This window comes from Micromonospora sp. DT63 (genome assembly GCF_049841615.1).
Classification (GTDB): Bacteria; Actinomycetota; Actinomycetes; order Mycobacteriales; family Micromonosporaceae; genus Micromonospora.
Map to the genome: position 1 here is coordinate 100,125 of NZ_JBNCKQ010000009.1, position 13,475 is coordinate 113,599.

Annotated in this window: 13 protein-coding genes; 10 read left to right on the forward strand and 3 right to left on the reverse strand. The window is 71.8% G+C overall.

The window, feature by feature from the left end; genetic code table 11:
* Positions 1–113: 113 nt before the first annotated feature.
* The 4 genes from fabG to ACLQ27_RS27820 all read left to right on the forward strand — a co-directional run bounded on the left by fabG (position 114) and on the right by ACLQ27_RS27820 (position 3,545).
* Positions 114–818, forward strand: coding sequence for a 3-oxoacyl-ACP reductase FabG (gene fabG / locus ACLQ27_RS27805; protein ID WP_425869436.1), 705 nt, complete (start codon positions 114–116; stop codon positions 816–818).
* Positions 819–852: 34 nt separating this feature from the next.
* Positions 853–1,620 (forward strand): enoyl-ACP reductase FabI, encoded by a 768-nt coding sequence (gene fabI, locus ACLQ27_RS27810; RefSeq protein ID WP_234588477.1) that lies wholly within the window; start codon positions 853–855, stop codon positions 1,618–1,620.
* Positions 1,621–1,720: 100 nt separating this feature from the next.
* Positions 1,721–2,773, forward strand: coding sequence for a ferrochelatase (locus ACLQ27_RS27815; RefSeq protein WP_357493358.1), 1,053 nt, complete (start codon positions 1,721–1,723; stop codon positions 2,771–2,773).
* Positions 2,766–3,545: an HAD-IIA family hydrolase gene (locus ACLQ27_RS27820; protein WP_234588479.1), complete on the forward strand. Its 780-nt coding sequence runs from the start codon at positions 2,766–2,768 to the stop codon at positions 3,543–3,545. The genes ACLQ27_RS27815 and ACLQ27_RS27820 overlap by 8 nt, the downstream gene beginning before the upstream one ends.
* Positions 3,546–3,657: 112 nt before the next feature.
* Here the strand turns inward: ACLQ27_RS27820 and ACLQ27_RS27825 are convergent, their stop codons facing one another.
* Both ACLQ27_RS27825 and ACLQ27_RS27830 read right to left on the reverse strand, forming a co-directional pair.
* A complete protein-coding gene (locus tag ACLQ27_RS27825) occupies positions 3,658–4,452 on the reverse strand; it encodes a hypothetical protein (protein WP_039908695.1) in 795 nt (264 codons plus the stop codon).
* A gap of 170 nt (positions 4,453–4,622) precedes the next feature.
* Positions 4,623–5,198, reverse strand: a complete 576-nt coding sequence (locus ACLQ27_RS27830) for a TetR/AcrR family transcriptional regulator (protein WP_234588481.1) — start codon at positions 5,196–5,198, stop codon at positions 4,623–4,625.
* Between the two features lie 121 nt (positions 5,199–5,319).
* On the opposite strand from ACLQ27_RS27830, the gene ACLQ27_RS27835 reads away from it, so the two are divergent.
* Positions 5,320–6,222, forward strand: a complete 903-nt coding sequence (locus ACLQ27_RS27835) for an alpha/beta hydrolase family protein (protein WP_425869440.1) — start codon at positions 5,320–5,322, stop codon at positions 6,220–6,222.
* 62 nt (positions 6,223–6,284) lie between these two features.
* Entirely contained in the window at positions 6,285–7,097 is an 813-nt protein-coding gene (locus ACLQ27_RS27840) for a DUF3097 domain-containing protein (protein ID WP_357493350.1), read from the forward strand.
* Between the two features lie 80 nt (positions 7,098–7,177).
* On the opposite strand, the gene ACLQ27_RS27845 is transcribed toward ACLQ27_RS27840, so the two are convergent.
* The gene (locus ACLQ27_RS27845; RefSeq protein WP_425869442.1) at positions 7,178–8,479 is read right to left on the reverse strand and encodes a serine hydrolase domain-containing protein; all 1,302 of its coding nucleotides are present in this window, start codon (positions 8,477–8,479) and stop codon (positions 7,178–7,180) included.
* 120 nt (positions 8,480–8,599) lie between these two features.
* Here ACLQ27_RS27845 and ACLQ27_RS27850 point away from each other — a divergent pair, with 120 nt between their 5' ends.
* The 4 genes from ACLQ27_RS27850 (at position 8,600) to ACLQ27_RS27865 (ending at position 13,469) form a co-directional block, all read left to right on the forward strand.
* A complete protein-coding gene (locus ACLQ27_RS27850) occupies positions 8,600–9,073 on the forward strand; it encodes an NfeD family protein (protein WP_425869444.1) in 474 nt (157 codons plus the stop codon).
* A 4-nt stretch (positions 9,074–9,077) separates the two neighbouring features.
* Complete coding sequence (locus ACLQ27_RS27855) at positions 9,078–10,184, forward strand: SPFH domain-containing protein (RefSeq protein WP_357493343.1); 1,107 nt, start codon at positions 9,078–9,080, stop codon at positions 10,182–10,184.
* A gap of 151 nt (positions 10,185–10,335) precedes the next feature.
* The gene (locus ACLQ27_RS27860; RefSeq protein ID WP_234588490.1) at positions 10,336–11,103 is read left to right on the forward strand and encodes a hypothetical protein; all 768 of its coding nucleotides are present in this window, start codon (positions 10,336–10,338) and stop codon (positions 11,101–11,103) included.
* Positions 11,104–11,264: 161 nt separating this feature from the next.
* Complete coding sequence (locus ACLQ27_RS27865) at positions 11,265–13,469, forward strand: transglycosylase domain-containing protein (protein ID WP_425869447.1); 2,205 nt, start codon at positions 11,265–11,267, stop codon at positions 13,467–13,469.
* The last annotated feature ends 6 nt before the right edge of the window (positions 13,470–13,475 follow it).

A 13,475-nucleotide genomic window follows, 5' to 3' on the forward strand; every position in this document is an offset into this window, starting at 1 on the left:
CCAGGGGTTGATCCCGGTGTCGTACCACGGTGTGACGCGGCTCCCGTTAGCGCTTACCTACCGGTAACGCCTAGGCTCGCCTGCGACTGAGATCAGCTGAGCAAGGGGGAACCGTGGCCCGTACCGTGCTGGTGACCGGGGGCAACCGGGGGATCGGCCTGGCCATCGCGCAGGCCTTCGCCAAGCAGGGCGATCGGGTGGCGGTCACCCACCGCAGCGGCGACGCCCCCGAGGGGCTGTTCGGCGTGCGCGCCGACGTCACCGACGCTGCCTCGATCGACGCCGCGTTCACCGCCGTCGAGGCCGAGCTGGGCCCGGTCGAGGTGGTGGTCGCCAACGCCGGCATGACCGACGACACCCTGCTGCTGCGCATGTCCGAGGAACAGTTCACGGGTGTGCTGGACACCAATCTCACCGGCGCGTTCCGGGTCGCGAAGCGGGCCTCGGGCAAGATGCTGCGGGCCAAGTGGGGCCGCATGATCTTCATCTCCTCGGTGGTGGGCCTCTCCGGCGGCGCGGGTCAGGTCAACTACGCCGCCAGCAAGGCCGGCCTGGTAGGCGTGGCCCGCTCGATCACCCGTGAGCTGGGCAGCCGCAACATCACCGCGAACGTGGTGGCGCCCGGCTTCATCGACACCGACATGACCGCCAGCCTCAGCGACGACCGCAAGGCGGAGATCCGCAAGTCCATCCCGGCCGGCCGCATGGCCAGCCCGGACGAGGTGGCCGCCGTGGTCACCTGGCTGGCCTCGGACGCCGCCGGGTACGTCTCCGGCGCCGTGATCCCGGTCGACGGCGGCCTCGGCATGGGCCACTGACCAGCGCTTCGACAACGTACGGAGGAAACCCTGCATGTCCGGACTGCTCGCCGGTAAGCGGCTGCTCGTCACCGGTGTGATCACCGAGGCTTCGATCGCCTTCTCGGTGGCGAAACTCGCCCAGGAGAACGGCGCGCAGGTCGTGCTGACCGGCTTCGGACGACTCTCCCTGGTCGAGCGGATCGCCAAGCGGCTGCCCGAGCCCGCCCCGGTGATCGAGGTCGACGTGACCAACACCGAGCACCTGGCCAGCCTCGCCGACCGGGTGCGCGAGCACGTCGACGGCCTCGACGGCGTCGTGCACTCGATCGGCTTCGCCCCGCAGAGCTGCCTCGGGGGCGGGTTCCTCGACGCGCCCTGGGAGGACGTGGCGACCGCCCTGCACGTCTCCACCTTCTCGTACAAGTCCCTCGCGATGGCGGCGCTGCCGCTGATGTCGGCCGGCGGCGCGGTGGTCGGCCTGACCTTCGACGCCACGAAGGCGTGGCCGGTCTACGACTGGATGGGCGTGGCCAAGGCCGGCCTGGAGTCCGCGTCCCGCTACCTCGCCATGCACCTGGGCAAGCAGGGCATCCGCAGCAACCTGGTCGCCGCCGGGCCACTGCGCACCATCGCCGCGAAGTCGATCCCCGGCTTCGACCAGTTCGAGGAGGCGTGGGCCGAGCGGGCGCCGTTGGGCTGGAGCCTCACGGACCAGGAGCCGGCCGCCCGGGCCTGCCTGGCGCTGCTCTCGGACTGGTTCCCGGCCACCACCGGCGAGATCGTGCACGTCGACGGCGGCTACCACGCCGTCGGTTCCTGACGCTGCGCCGCGACGCTCCCTGGTCGCCGTCCGCGTGATCTACGCGTCCGGACCAGGGGGCGTCGCCGGGCCGTCGCGGCCGAGGGGCGAGAATGACCCCATGGCGTACGACGCGGTGGTGCTGGTGTCCTTCGGCGGGCCCGAACGGCCCGAGGATGTGATGCCGTTCCTGCAGAACGTGACCCGCGGCCGAGGCGTGCCGCCCGAGCGGCTGGCCGAGGTCGCCGAGCACTACCAGCACTTCGGCGGGGTGTCCCCGATCAACCAGCAGAACCGCGAGTTGCTGGCCGCCCTCCGCGCCGACTTCGCCGCGCACGGTCTCGACCTGCCCATCTACTGGGGCAACCGCAACTGGGACCCGATGCTCGCCGACACCGTGACGCAGATGCGCGACGACGGGGTGACCCGGGCGCTTGCCTTCGTCACCAGCGCGTACGGCGGCTACTCGTCCTGCCGGCAGTACCAGGAGGACATCGCCGCCGCCCGCGCCGCCGTCGGCCCGGACGCCCCGGTGATCGAGAAGATCCGCCAGTTCTGGGACCATCCCGGCTTCATCGAGCCGCACGTCGACGCCGTCCGTGCCGCGCTGGGCCAGCTCGACCCGGCCCGGCGGGACACCACCCGGCTGGTGTTCACCGCCCACTCCATCCCCACCTCGATGGCGGCCAACGCCGGCCCGCACGGCGGCCGGTACGAGGCGCAACTGCGGGAGGCCGCCGCGCTGGTGGCCGCTGCCGCCGCCCCCGACCTGGCGTACGACCTGGTCTGGCAGAGCCGTTCGGGCCCCCCGCACGTGCCGTGGCTGGAGCCGGACATCAACGACCACCTGGGCACCCTCGCCGAGGGCGGCACCACGAGCGTGGTGGTCAGCCCGATCGGGTTCGTTTCCGACCACCTGGAAGTGGTGTGGGACCTCGACACCGAGGCACTGGAGACGGCCAAGCAGCTCGGCCTGGACTTCGTCCGGGCGGGCACCCCGGGCATCGACCCGCGGTTCGTGACAATGGTCCGCGAGTTGGTCACCGAGCGGACCGACCCGGACGGCGCGCAGCTGCGTCGCCGTCTCGGCGAGCTGCCGATGTGGGACTCGTGCCCCACCGTCTGCTGTGTTCCGACCCGCCGTCCGACGCCCGCTGGGAGCACCGATGCATGACCGCAAGCCCGTGCAGAGCTGGCTCACCGACATGGACGGCGTGCTGGTGCACGAGGGCCAGCCGGTGCCCGGCGCACCGGAGTTCATCAACCGGCTGCGCGCCTCCGGCAAGCCGTTCCTGGTGCTGACCAACAACTCGATCTACACCCCGCGGGACCTCACCGCCCGGTTGAGCCGGATGGGCCTGGACGTGCCGGAGGAGTCGATCTGGTCCTCCGCCCTGGCCACCGGCCAGTTCCTCGCCGACCAGCGGCCGGGTGGCACCGCGTACGTCATCGGGGAGGCCGGCCTGACCACGGCGCTGCACGCGGTCGGCTACGTGCTCACCGACTTCGCCCCGGACTACGTGGTGCTCGGCGAGACCCGCACCTACAGCTTCGAGGCGATCACCAAGGCGGTGCGGCTGATCAACGACGGGGCCCGGTTCATCTGCACCAACCCCGACGTGACCGGCCCGTCCGTGGAGGGCGCGCTGCCGGCCGCCGGCTCGGTCGCCGCCATGATCTCCAAGGCGACCGGGGTGGAGCCGTACTTCGTCGGCAAGCCGAACCCGATGATGATGCGCTCCGCGCTGAACACCATCAACGCCCACTCGGAGACCACCGCGATGATCGGCGACCGGATGGACACCGACATCCTCTGCGGTCTGGAGGCCGGGCTGGAGACGATCCTGGTGCTCACCGGCATCAGCAGCCGTACCGAGGCGGAGCGCTACCCGTACCGACCGTCCCGGATCATCAACTCGGTGGCCGACCTGCTCGACGAGGTCTGACCGCGCTCCCGCTCTCGCCGATCTTGCACTTGCTGTCGCCGGTATGGCCGGGATGCCCGTTGTGCCGCGACACAAAGTGCAAGATCGACGCGGTGTGGGGTCGAGGTCGGGGTCAGGGGCGTAGCGGGGCGTTGCAGGCGGCGACCAGCGCCTGCCGGCAGGCCGTGGTGAGCGGGCGCAACGCGGCGTCGCGCTGCTGGGCCTCGTAGTTGTTGATCGCGCCACCGGGGGCGGCATGCCCGGCCAGCGCGAGCACCCGGTCGAGCACCGCGGCCCTGGCGAAGAGCCGGCGGGCTCGCGGGTCGAAGCCGGGTGGCAGATCGGTGGCGCCGTCCGGGCGGCGCAGCGCTGCCAGCGCTCCGGCCAACTCGGGCCGCCACTGGGCCACGTCGAGTCGCGTCAGCGCGGCTGTCGTCTCGGCCAGCGCGGCGGCCAGCTCGGCCTCCGCCTCGGCGGCGCCGGGCAGTGACAGCGAGGCGGCCGGGGCGTTGGCCGGCAGCGGGTACACCCGCCACAGCACCGTCTCGAAACAGTCCCCCGAGCCGGACGTGTGGCTGCGCACCTGCGGGATCAGACCCAGCCCGCCGGCCACCACCGCCTCGCCCGCCACCAGCGCCGCGCCGGCGAAGTCCCCGGGACCGGGCAGACCCCGCGGGTCGCCCGGCGCGGGCAGCACCAGACGGATCTCGTCGGGGGAGAGCTTGGCCAGGGTGGGCAGCGCGGCACCCAGCGGGACGTCGGTCCAGGTGCCGGGGGCGTCCGCAACGAGATGCTCCTCGTCACCGGCGATGGCGTCGGCGACCTCGTCGTACGGCACCAGCCCGGCACGCCACGCGCGCACCCAGGCAACGAACCGGCTCGACCGGCGCGGCGCAAGCGTGGCCGCGCCCGTTGCGGGGGTGGACATGCCGAAAGGGTACGTGGTCATCGGTGGCCCTGTCTCGACTGCCGCTCCGGCCGCCCTGCCTGCCCCGAACTGCCCCCTTCGCCCGATCCTCGCCCGCGGCGCGGCCCGCTGATCCGCTGTCGACCGTCATTCGGCGGTGCCGCGGCCCCGCCCGCGTGCCTCCCGGAGCGCTAGCGCAGCCGCAGACCCGCGATGACCAGTCCGACCATGAGGCGCGCGTCGTAGCCAGGGTTGTCGGCGCCGATGCAGAGGTTGCCGACGCCGTGCATCAGGACGAGGGCGTCCATGTCGGGAATGATCTCGCCCGCCGTGCTGGCGGCGTCGAGCAGTTCGGCGCAGACGGGGACGAGTCGGTCGAGGAAGTAGGCGTGCAGCGTCTGGAAGGCGGCGTCGTCGGACCGCATCGCCTCGGCGAGGCCGTGCTTGGTGACCAGGAAGTCGACGAAGAGGTGGATCCAGCTCGCCAGGGCGGCGTGCGGGGTGGCGCTCTCCGCGAGCAGCACCGGGCCGGCCGCGGCGCATGCCTCCACCTGGTGTCGGTACACCGCAACGATCAGGTCGGCCCGCGTCGGGAAGTGGCGGTAGATCGTCCCGACGCCGACGCCGGCCCTGGCGGCGATGTCACGCACCGGCGCATTGACTCCGGAGGCGACGAATGCCGCGGCGGCCGCCTCCAGGAGCGCCGTCTCGTTGCGCCGCGAATCAGCCCGCCGCTTGCGCGGGGCACCCGCCTCCGTCCCGGTCACCGTTACCCCCGTCACATCCCTTGGAAAACGGAACAGTGTTCCGTATGTTTTAACGGAACCGCGTTCCGCCTATGCAGCATGCCAGGAACGGCAGCGGACACCAAGTCAACCAGGAGCGATCATGCACGCAATGCCCGAGCCCACGCCCGTGGTCTCCGTCCACCCCGTCACGGTGCCGGCCCCGGACCGCGGCGACGATCTGCACGTACGCGTCTCCGCGCCCACGACCGGCCACGAACTGCCGGTCATCGTCTTCTCGCACGGCTTCGGCGGCGCGGCCACCCTGTACGGTCCGCTCGTCGACTTCTGGGCCTCGCACGGTTTCGTCGTCATCCAGCCCACCCACCTCGACTCACGGCGACTGAACCTTCCGCCCGACGACCCCCGCACCCCGGCGATCTGGCGCATCCGGGTGGACGACCTGACGCGCAGCCTCGACCACCTCGACCTGCTGGAGTCGTCCGTCCCCGGCCTCGCCGGACGGCTCGACCGCACCCGGATCGCGGTGGCCGGCCACTCCTGGGGCGCCCAGACGGCGAGCACCCTGCTGGGAGCCCGAGTCCTCGACGCCGATCAGAACCCCGGAGAGGAGATGCGCGACCCGCGGATCACGGCAGGCGTCCTGCTGGCCGTGACCGGCCGGGGCGGGGCCGACCTCGCTCCGTTCGCGGCCGAGCACTTCCCCTTCATGAGCCCGAGCTTCGCGACCATGCACACCCCGACCCTCGTCGTCGCGGGCGATCGGGACGACTCCCCGTTGTCGGTCCGTGGGCCGGACTGGTTCACCGACGCGTACCACCTGAGCCCGGGGAGCAAGAGCCTGCTCACGCTGTTCGGCGCGGAGCACTCGCTCGGCGGCATCTCCGACTACGAGGCCAGGGAGACGACTGACGAGAGTCCCGAGCGGGTCGCTCTGCTCCAGCGGCTCACCTGGGCCTACCTGCGCGACGCCCTCGGCCTCAAGGACTCCGCCTGGCCGGCGCCGGTCGAGAGCACCCTGGGACGCCTCGAATCCACTCCCTGATCGATGGGCCGGGGCGGTGTGTCGGGGGGCGGCGCGCTGGTGGGGACGTTAGCGTGATCGACATGGCGGGGCGATACGGCGAGGACGTGCTGGCGGGGGACTGGCGGCGGCGGAAGGTGACCCCCGAGGTGGACGCCGAACCGGATCTCGTGGTGGAGGACGCCGACTCCGGGTTCTGCGGGGCGGTGGTGGGCTTCGAGGCCGGCGCGGTGGTCCTGGAGGACCGGCACGGCCGGCGGCGCAACTTCCCGCTGCTGCCCGCGGCGTTCCTGCTCGACGGCCGTCCGGTGACGCTGCGCCGCCCGAGCCGCGCGCCGGTGCCGGCGGCCCGCCGACGTACCGCGTCCGGTTCGGTGGCGGTGGACAACGTCCGCGCCCAGGTGGCCAAGGCCAGCCGGATCTGGGTGGAGGGCATCCACGACGCCGCCCTGGTCGAGCGGATCTGGGGCGACGACCTGCGGATCGAGGGTGTGGTGGTCGAGCCGTTGGACGGCATCGACGACCTGGACGCCGACGTACGCGACTTCGGTCCCGGCCCGACCCGACGCCTCGGCGTGCTCGTCGACCACCTGGTGTCGGGCAGCAAGGAGAGCCGCATCGTGGCCCGGGTCAACTCGCCGTACGTCCTGGTGACCGGCCACCCGTACGTGGATGTCTGGCAGGCGGTCAAACCGGCGGCACTGGGTATCGCGGCGTGGCCGGTCGTGCCGCCGGGGCAGCCGTGGAAGGAGGGGGTCTGCGCGGCCCTCGGGGTGGCCGAGCCGGCCGACATGTGGCGGCACATCCTGTCCCGGGTGAACAGTTTCGCCGACGTGGAGACCCCTCTGATCAACGCCATGGAACGCCTCATCGACTTCGTCACCGAGCCAGCCTGACCACCGGCTGCCGCCCCGTCACCCCGTCACCGCCCACCCTGTCACCCGCTGCCCCGTCACCGCTGGGGGCAGGGCGGCGGTCAGGGCTCCTGGTCGGGGCTGCGGGTGTAGACGAAGGTGGCGATGTCCAGGGCCACCGCTGCGCCCTGCTCGTCGCGGCGGACGGTGAGGATCTCACCGTCCTCCGGGCCGGAACGTCCCCGCCAGCGGTCCGGGCCCTCGGGGACGAACCGGCTGACCCTCTCGCCGCGTACGTGGGCCACCAGGTCACCCGCGTCCCGGTGCAGGTCCAGCGACGTGCCCATCCACCACCAGCGGCCGGTCAGCTCGGCCGACCCGGCGTCCGGCGCGGCGGTGGCCGGCCGCCACGGCTGCGGGAACGCCGGTTCGGCGTCCAGCACCGTGGTCAGCAACTGGCGGGCGAGCCTAGTGATCGGAAAGGCGTAGGAGTTGGCGAAGCCGACCACAGCGGTACGGGTGGGCCGGTGTACCACGAGGGCGGCCACGTATCCGGGCATCGAGCCGCCGTGTCCGACGTACACGCGCTCGCCGTCCCGGTAGAGCTCCAGGCCCAGGCCGTGCCCGCCGGTCCAGGAGTTGAGGTCGCTGATCATGACGGGGGCGCACATCTCGGTCAGGGTCTCGGCGGCCAGCACCGACGGGTCCGGGTCGGCGAGGAACGCGGCCCAGCGGCCCAGGTCCTCGACCGTCGACCAGAGCTGCCCGGCGGGGGCCATCGCGCCGGTGTCGGTACGGGGCTCCTCGCGCAGCGTGCCGTGCCAGGGGTGGACGACGTAACCGCGGGCGTACGGCTCGGTGGCCGCGTAGGTGGTGCGGCGCAGGCCCAGCGGGGTGAGGATCCGCTCGTCGAGCAGGTCGGCCCAGGACCTCCCGGTGAGCCGTTCGAGCAAACCGCCGAGCAGCCCGTACGCCAGGTTCGAGTAGTGGTACGTGCGGTGCGGCGGGTAAGCGATCTTGCCGGCGTTGACCTCGGCGAGCAGGGTGGTCAGGTCGACGCCCGCGGCCCGCTCCCACCAGTCGCCCTCGGGTTCGCGTTGGATGCCGCTGCCGTGGCTGAGCAGTTGGCGCAGGGTGAGCTTGCCCACACCGGTGCCCGGCAGGTGCTGCTCCAGCGGGTCGTCGACGTCCAGTCGGCCGGCGTCGCGCAACTGCATGATCAGGGTGGCGGTCATCGTCTTGCTGATCGAGCCCAACCGGTACTGGAGGTCGACGTCCGGGCGGGGGTATTCGCCGGCGACGGCCAGGTGTGCCAGTGTGCCGTCGCGGACCACGCCCAGCACGAGCGACGGGGTACGGCCGTCGGCCTGTGCCTGGGCGACCCGGGTGTCGATCTGTCGGGCGGTCTCGGGTAGCAGGGTCAATGCGATCTCCTCGGGTCGGGCCGCCGATTTGTGGTGTTTTGGTGTGTCGGAAAGGGCTTCGCCGAGCGTACTGATCTTCGCGGGCAGGTCGCGCGTGCATTTGCGTGTCACGATCGTGGGGTGGACGCCGTGGTGTGGATCGTTTTGGGAGTGCTGCTGGCCGTCGCCGAGATTTTCACGACGACGCTATTTCTGATCATGTTCGGGGTCGGCGCGTTCGCCGCCGCCGGCGCAGCGGCCCTGGGAGCACCGGTGGCCGTGCAGGCGCTGGTCTTCGCGGTGGTGTCCGCGCTGAGTCTGGTGGTGGTCCGACCCGTGATCCGGCGGCACAGCCGCTCCGCGCTGGAGAGCGGCGAGCAGCCGTTCGGCGTGGAGGCGATCGAGGGCTCCACGGCACTGGTGTTGGAACGGGTGGACGCTGAGCACGGCCTGGTCAAGATCGACGGTGAGTTGTGGACCGCCCGGTCGTACGACACGACGCAGACTTTCGAGCCCGGTCAACGGGTTCGGGTGATAAAGGTCCGGGGCGCGACGGCCCTGGTGTGGCAGGACGACGTTTCTTCCGCCGGCGAGCTGCCGGAAGCGAGAGGGTGAACCGATGACGGTCATAGGTGTGCTGATCATCGCGGTGGCGTTGATCGCCGTGATTACGCTGGCCAAGGCGGTGCGGATCGTGCCGCAGCAGCGTCAGGACGTGGTGGAACGGCTCGGCAAGTACAAGCGCACCCTCAGCCCCGGCCTCAACCTGCTGGTGCCGTTCATCGACGCCGTGCGCACCAAGGTCGACATGCGGGAGCAGGTGGTCAGCTTCCCGCCGCAGCCGGTGATCACCTCGGACAACCTGGTGGTCTCGATCGACACCGTTCTCTACTTCAAGGTGGTCGACTCGGTCCGGGCGACGTACGAGATCTCCAGCTTCCTGCAGGCCATCGAGCAGCTGACCGTCACCACGCTGCGTAACGTGATCGGCTCGCTGGACCTGGAGCGGGCCCTGACCAGCCGGGACGAGATCAACCGGCACCTGTCCGGCGTGCTGGACGAGACCACCGGCCGCTGGGGCATCAAGGTGACCCGGGTGGAGATCAAGGCGATCGAGCCGCCGGCCAGCATCCGCGACTCGATGGAGAAGCAGATGCGCGCCGAGCGGGACCGCCGCGCCGCGATCCTCACCGCCGAGGGCCACAAGCAGTCGGTGATCCTCACCGCCGAGGGTGACAAGCAGTCCGCGGTGCTGCGCGCCGACGGTGACCGGCAGGCCCGGATCCTGCAGGCCGAGGGTCAGGCGAAGGCGATCCGGACGGTGTTCGACGCGATCCACCAGGCGAACCCGAGCCAGAAGGTCCTCGCCTACCAGTACCTGCAGGCCCTCCCGCAGATCGCCCAGGGCAGCGCCAACAAGGTCTGGATCGTGCCGGCCGAGCTGACCAAGGCCCTGGAGGGCATGGGCGGCGCGCTCGGCGGGCTGAGCCAGATGGTGGGAGACCTGCCCGCACCGGAGGCGGCCGAACACGCGAGCCAGGTGGAGCGCGAGGCCGCGGAGGCGGCGCAGGCCGCGGCGGACGCCGCCCAGCAGATCCACGACGAGGTACGCGTCGCCGAGGTGCAGGCCACCGGTGGCAACAAGCCGCAGGGGCTGCCCGCGCCGGAGCCGGTCACCCCGGCCAGCCTGACCGAGGACCCGGCCGACCAGCGCGAGCGCGGCTGACGCAGGACGCCGGCCAGCCGGCCGGCTAAATGCGAGAAAGACTCATGGGGCGCTCCGATGCCTGCCACGATCGGTCCTAGGACGGGTGGTGACCAGGCAATCGGGGCGCCCCGGCGCGTCTCGCACCGCTCGCGGACGAGCGAGGTGACGCATGAAGGATCCGGCGAATCGGATGTGGTCCTCGGCCCCGGTGCCCGGCGCGCACGACCCGGTCGCCCCGCTGGGCTCCCGCAGCACCGGTGGAGGTTTCGGCGTACTGCCCTTCGTGGGTGAGCCGACCCCGGGCGCCCCGGCCACGAATGCCAGCTGGGCCTGGTCGGTACGCCGGTTCGCGCGGGCCGCGGTGTGGCTGCTGCCCGCGTACGCCATTCTCTACGGCGTCGTGGCGATGGCCAGCGACGGCGGGGTGGGCAACGACCCCTATCCCGCCAACGGCCGGGCCGTGTATCTGGTCGGCTGGGTGGCCGCGGTGTGGCTGGGCCTGCTCGCGCTCCTGGCCCTCACCGGCCTGCTGGCCGCCACGCGCAGCCGCCGGGTGGCCGCCGCCGGTCTGCTGGTCAGCATCGCCGGCACCGTGCTGATGCTGCCCTTCGCCGGGCTCGAGGAGCAGACGCCCGTCTTCGGCACCACCGCGCGCTCGCTGGTCCTGCTCGGCGCCACGTTCTACAGCGTGGGCTGGTTCCTCACCGGGTGGGCGGTGGCCCGCTCCGGCACCTTCAGCCTCGGCGACGGCGTCATGCTGATCATCGCCGCACCGCTGCTCGGCCTGGGAGGTGCCCTGATCGGCTCGCTCCAGACGTTCGGCGCGATCTTCGTGCTGATCGCCGGCATCGGCATCGGCTACCGCTCCGGCCGCCTGATGCCCCGCGAAACCGCGAGGGACGCCGCAAACGCCAGCCTGAGCACCCCAACCCCCTGATCCCACGCCGTTGATCATGAAGTTGTTGCCCTCCACCTCGGCGTGTCGTGCAACAGCTTCTCGATCAACGCGGTCCGGGGAGGGGCCGTGGGGCGTGAAGTTGGTGACAGTTGGGTTTTGGGGGTGGTCGGTTGGCGCTATATGTGGCAATCCTGGGGAGCATGGCCGCCTCTCGCTCGCCGCTGTCGCGGCTGTTCACCGTGCTGCTCGCCGGCGTGCTGGCCGGGCTCGTCCTGGCCGTCGCCGCGCTCCCGGGCAACCTGCTGGTCGGGTTCGCCGCGCGCGCCGCGATCGGGTCGTACGCCGCGTTGCCGGCCTCGCTGAAGACCCCGGCCACCCCACAGCGCTCGTACCTCTACGCCAACGACGGCAAGACGCTGCTCACCACGTTCTACGACGTGAACCGCACCGACGTCGCGCTGGCGGACGTCGCCCCGGTGATGCGCCAGGCGATCGTGGCGGCCGAGGACCGGCGGTTCTACGACCACGGCGGCGCGGACCTGCGGGGCCTGGCCCGAGCGCTGGTGGCCAACGTCAAGGGCGGCGGCACCGAGCAGGGCGGCTCCACGCTGACCATGCAGTACGTCCGCAACGTGCTCAAGACCGACCCCACCCGCACGCCGGAGGAGCGCGCCGCCGCCACCGACCCGACCGTCGGCCGCAAGCTCCAGGAGATCCGGTACGCGGGCGCGCTCGACAAGAGCCTCGGCAAGGACGAGATCCTCAACCGGTACCTGAACATCGCCTACTTCGGCTCCGGGGCGTACGGGATCGCGGCGGCCAGCCAGCGCTACTTCGGCAAGCCGCCGGCGAAGCTGACCCTCGCCGAGTCGGCGTTGCTCGCCGGCCTGGTGCAGTCCCCGGACGCGTACAGCCCGATCGGCGGCGACAAGGACCAGGCGCTGGCCCGCCGGTCGTACGTGCTGGACTCGATGGTCGCCACCGGCGCGATCACCGCCGTGCAGGCCGCGCAGGCCAAGGCGGAGCCGCTGACCCTGCACCCGACCGCGCAGCCCAACGGTTGCACCGCAGTCGCCCAGGGCCACGACGACTGGGGCTACTTCTGTGACTACCTGCGCCAGTGGTGGCTGACCCAGCCGGCCTTCGGCGCCACCACCGCGGAGCGCGAGCAGGCCCTGCGCGCGGGCGGCTACACCGTCGTCACCTCGCTCGATCCGCAGGTCCAGGCCACCGCGCAACAGCAGGCCACCAAGGTGTACGGGTACGACAACAAGCGCGCCCTGCCGATCGCGGCCGTGCAGCCGGGCACCGGTCGGGTGCTGGCGATGGCGGTCAACAGGCACTACAGCCTGGCCGACAACCCGGCCGGGCAGGCGAACTACCCGAACACCGTCAACCCGTTGATCTCCGGCGGGGCCAGTGTCGACGGGTACCAGGCGGGTTCGACGTTCAAGCTGTTCACCATGCTCGCCGCGCTGGAGTCGGGCCGTACCCTCTCCACCGGGTTCGACGCGCCCGCCAAGCTGCCCACCCGGTACGCCGCCGAAGGACCGGGCAGTTGCGACGGCAAGTGGTGCCCGGCGAACGCCAACCCGGACTGGATGGACGGGTACCGGATGATGTGGGACGGCTTCGGCCGGTCGGTGAACACCTACTTCGTCTGGCTGGCCGAGCAGGTCGGTCAGGACAAGGTCGTCGAGATGGCGCAGCGGCTCGGCATCACCTTCCGCGCCGACTCGGACGCCGCCTTCGCCAGGGACAACGCCGCGAACTGGGGTTCGTTCACCCTCGGCGTGGCGGCCACGACCCCGCTTGACCTGGCCAACGCGTACGCCACGGTGGCCGCCGAGGGCACCTACTGCACACCGGTGCCGGTGGTCTCGGTGACCGACGCGAAGGGCGCGAAGGTGCCGGTCGGCCAGCCGTCCTGCAAGCGGGTCCTGGACGCCGACGTGGCGCGCGCCGCGACGGACGCGGCCCGCTGCCCGGTGGGCCAGCAGTCGCCGTACGGGCAGTGCAACGGTGGCACCGCCACCGGTGTGAACGACATCCTCGACGGTCGGCCGGTGGCCGGCAAGACCGGTAGCTCGGAGGAGAACTCCACCGAGACGTTCGTCGGCTTCACCCCGCAGGTGGCCGTCGCCGGCATCGCCGTCAACCCGGACGACCCGGCCGACTCGGTGGGTTCGGCGGTGCAGAGCAAGGTGATCGACGCGGTCGCCCGGGTCATCGCCACGGCGGTGAAGGGTCAGCCGGAGAAGGCGTTCGTCGCGCCCACCAAGGAGTTGGCCGGCGAGCCCCGCCGCCCGGTGGAGCGCCCGGTCGTCCCCGAGCGCCAGCAGCCCACGCGGGAGCAGGACCCGCGCTCGGCCCTGCAACGCTGGCTCGACAACCGGCGCGGCTGAGCCCCG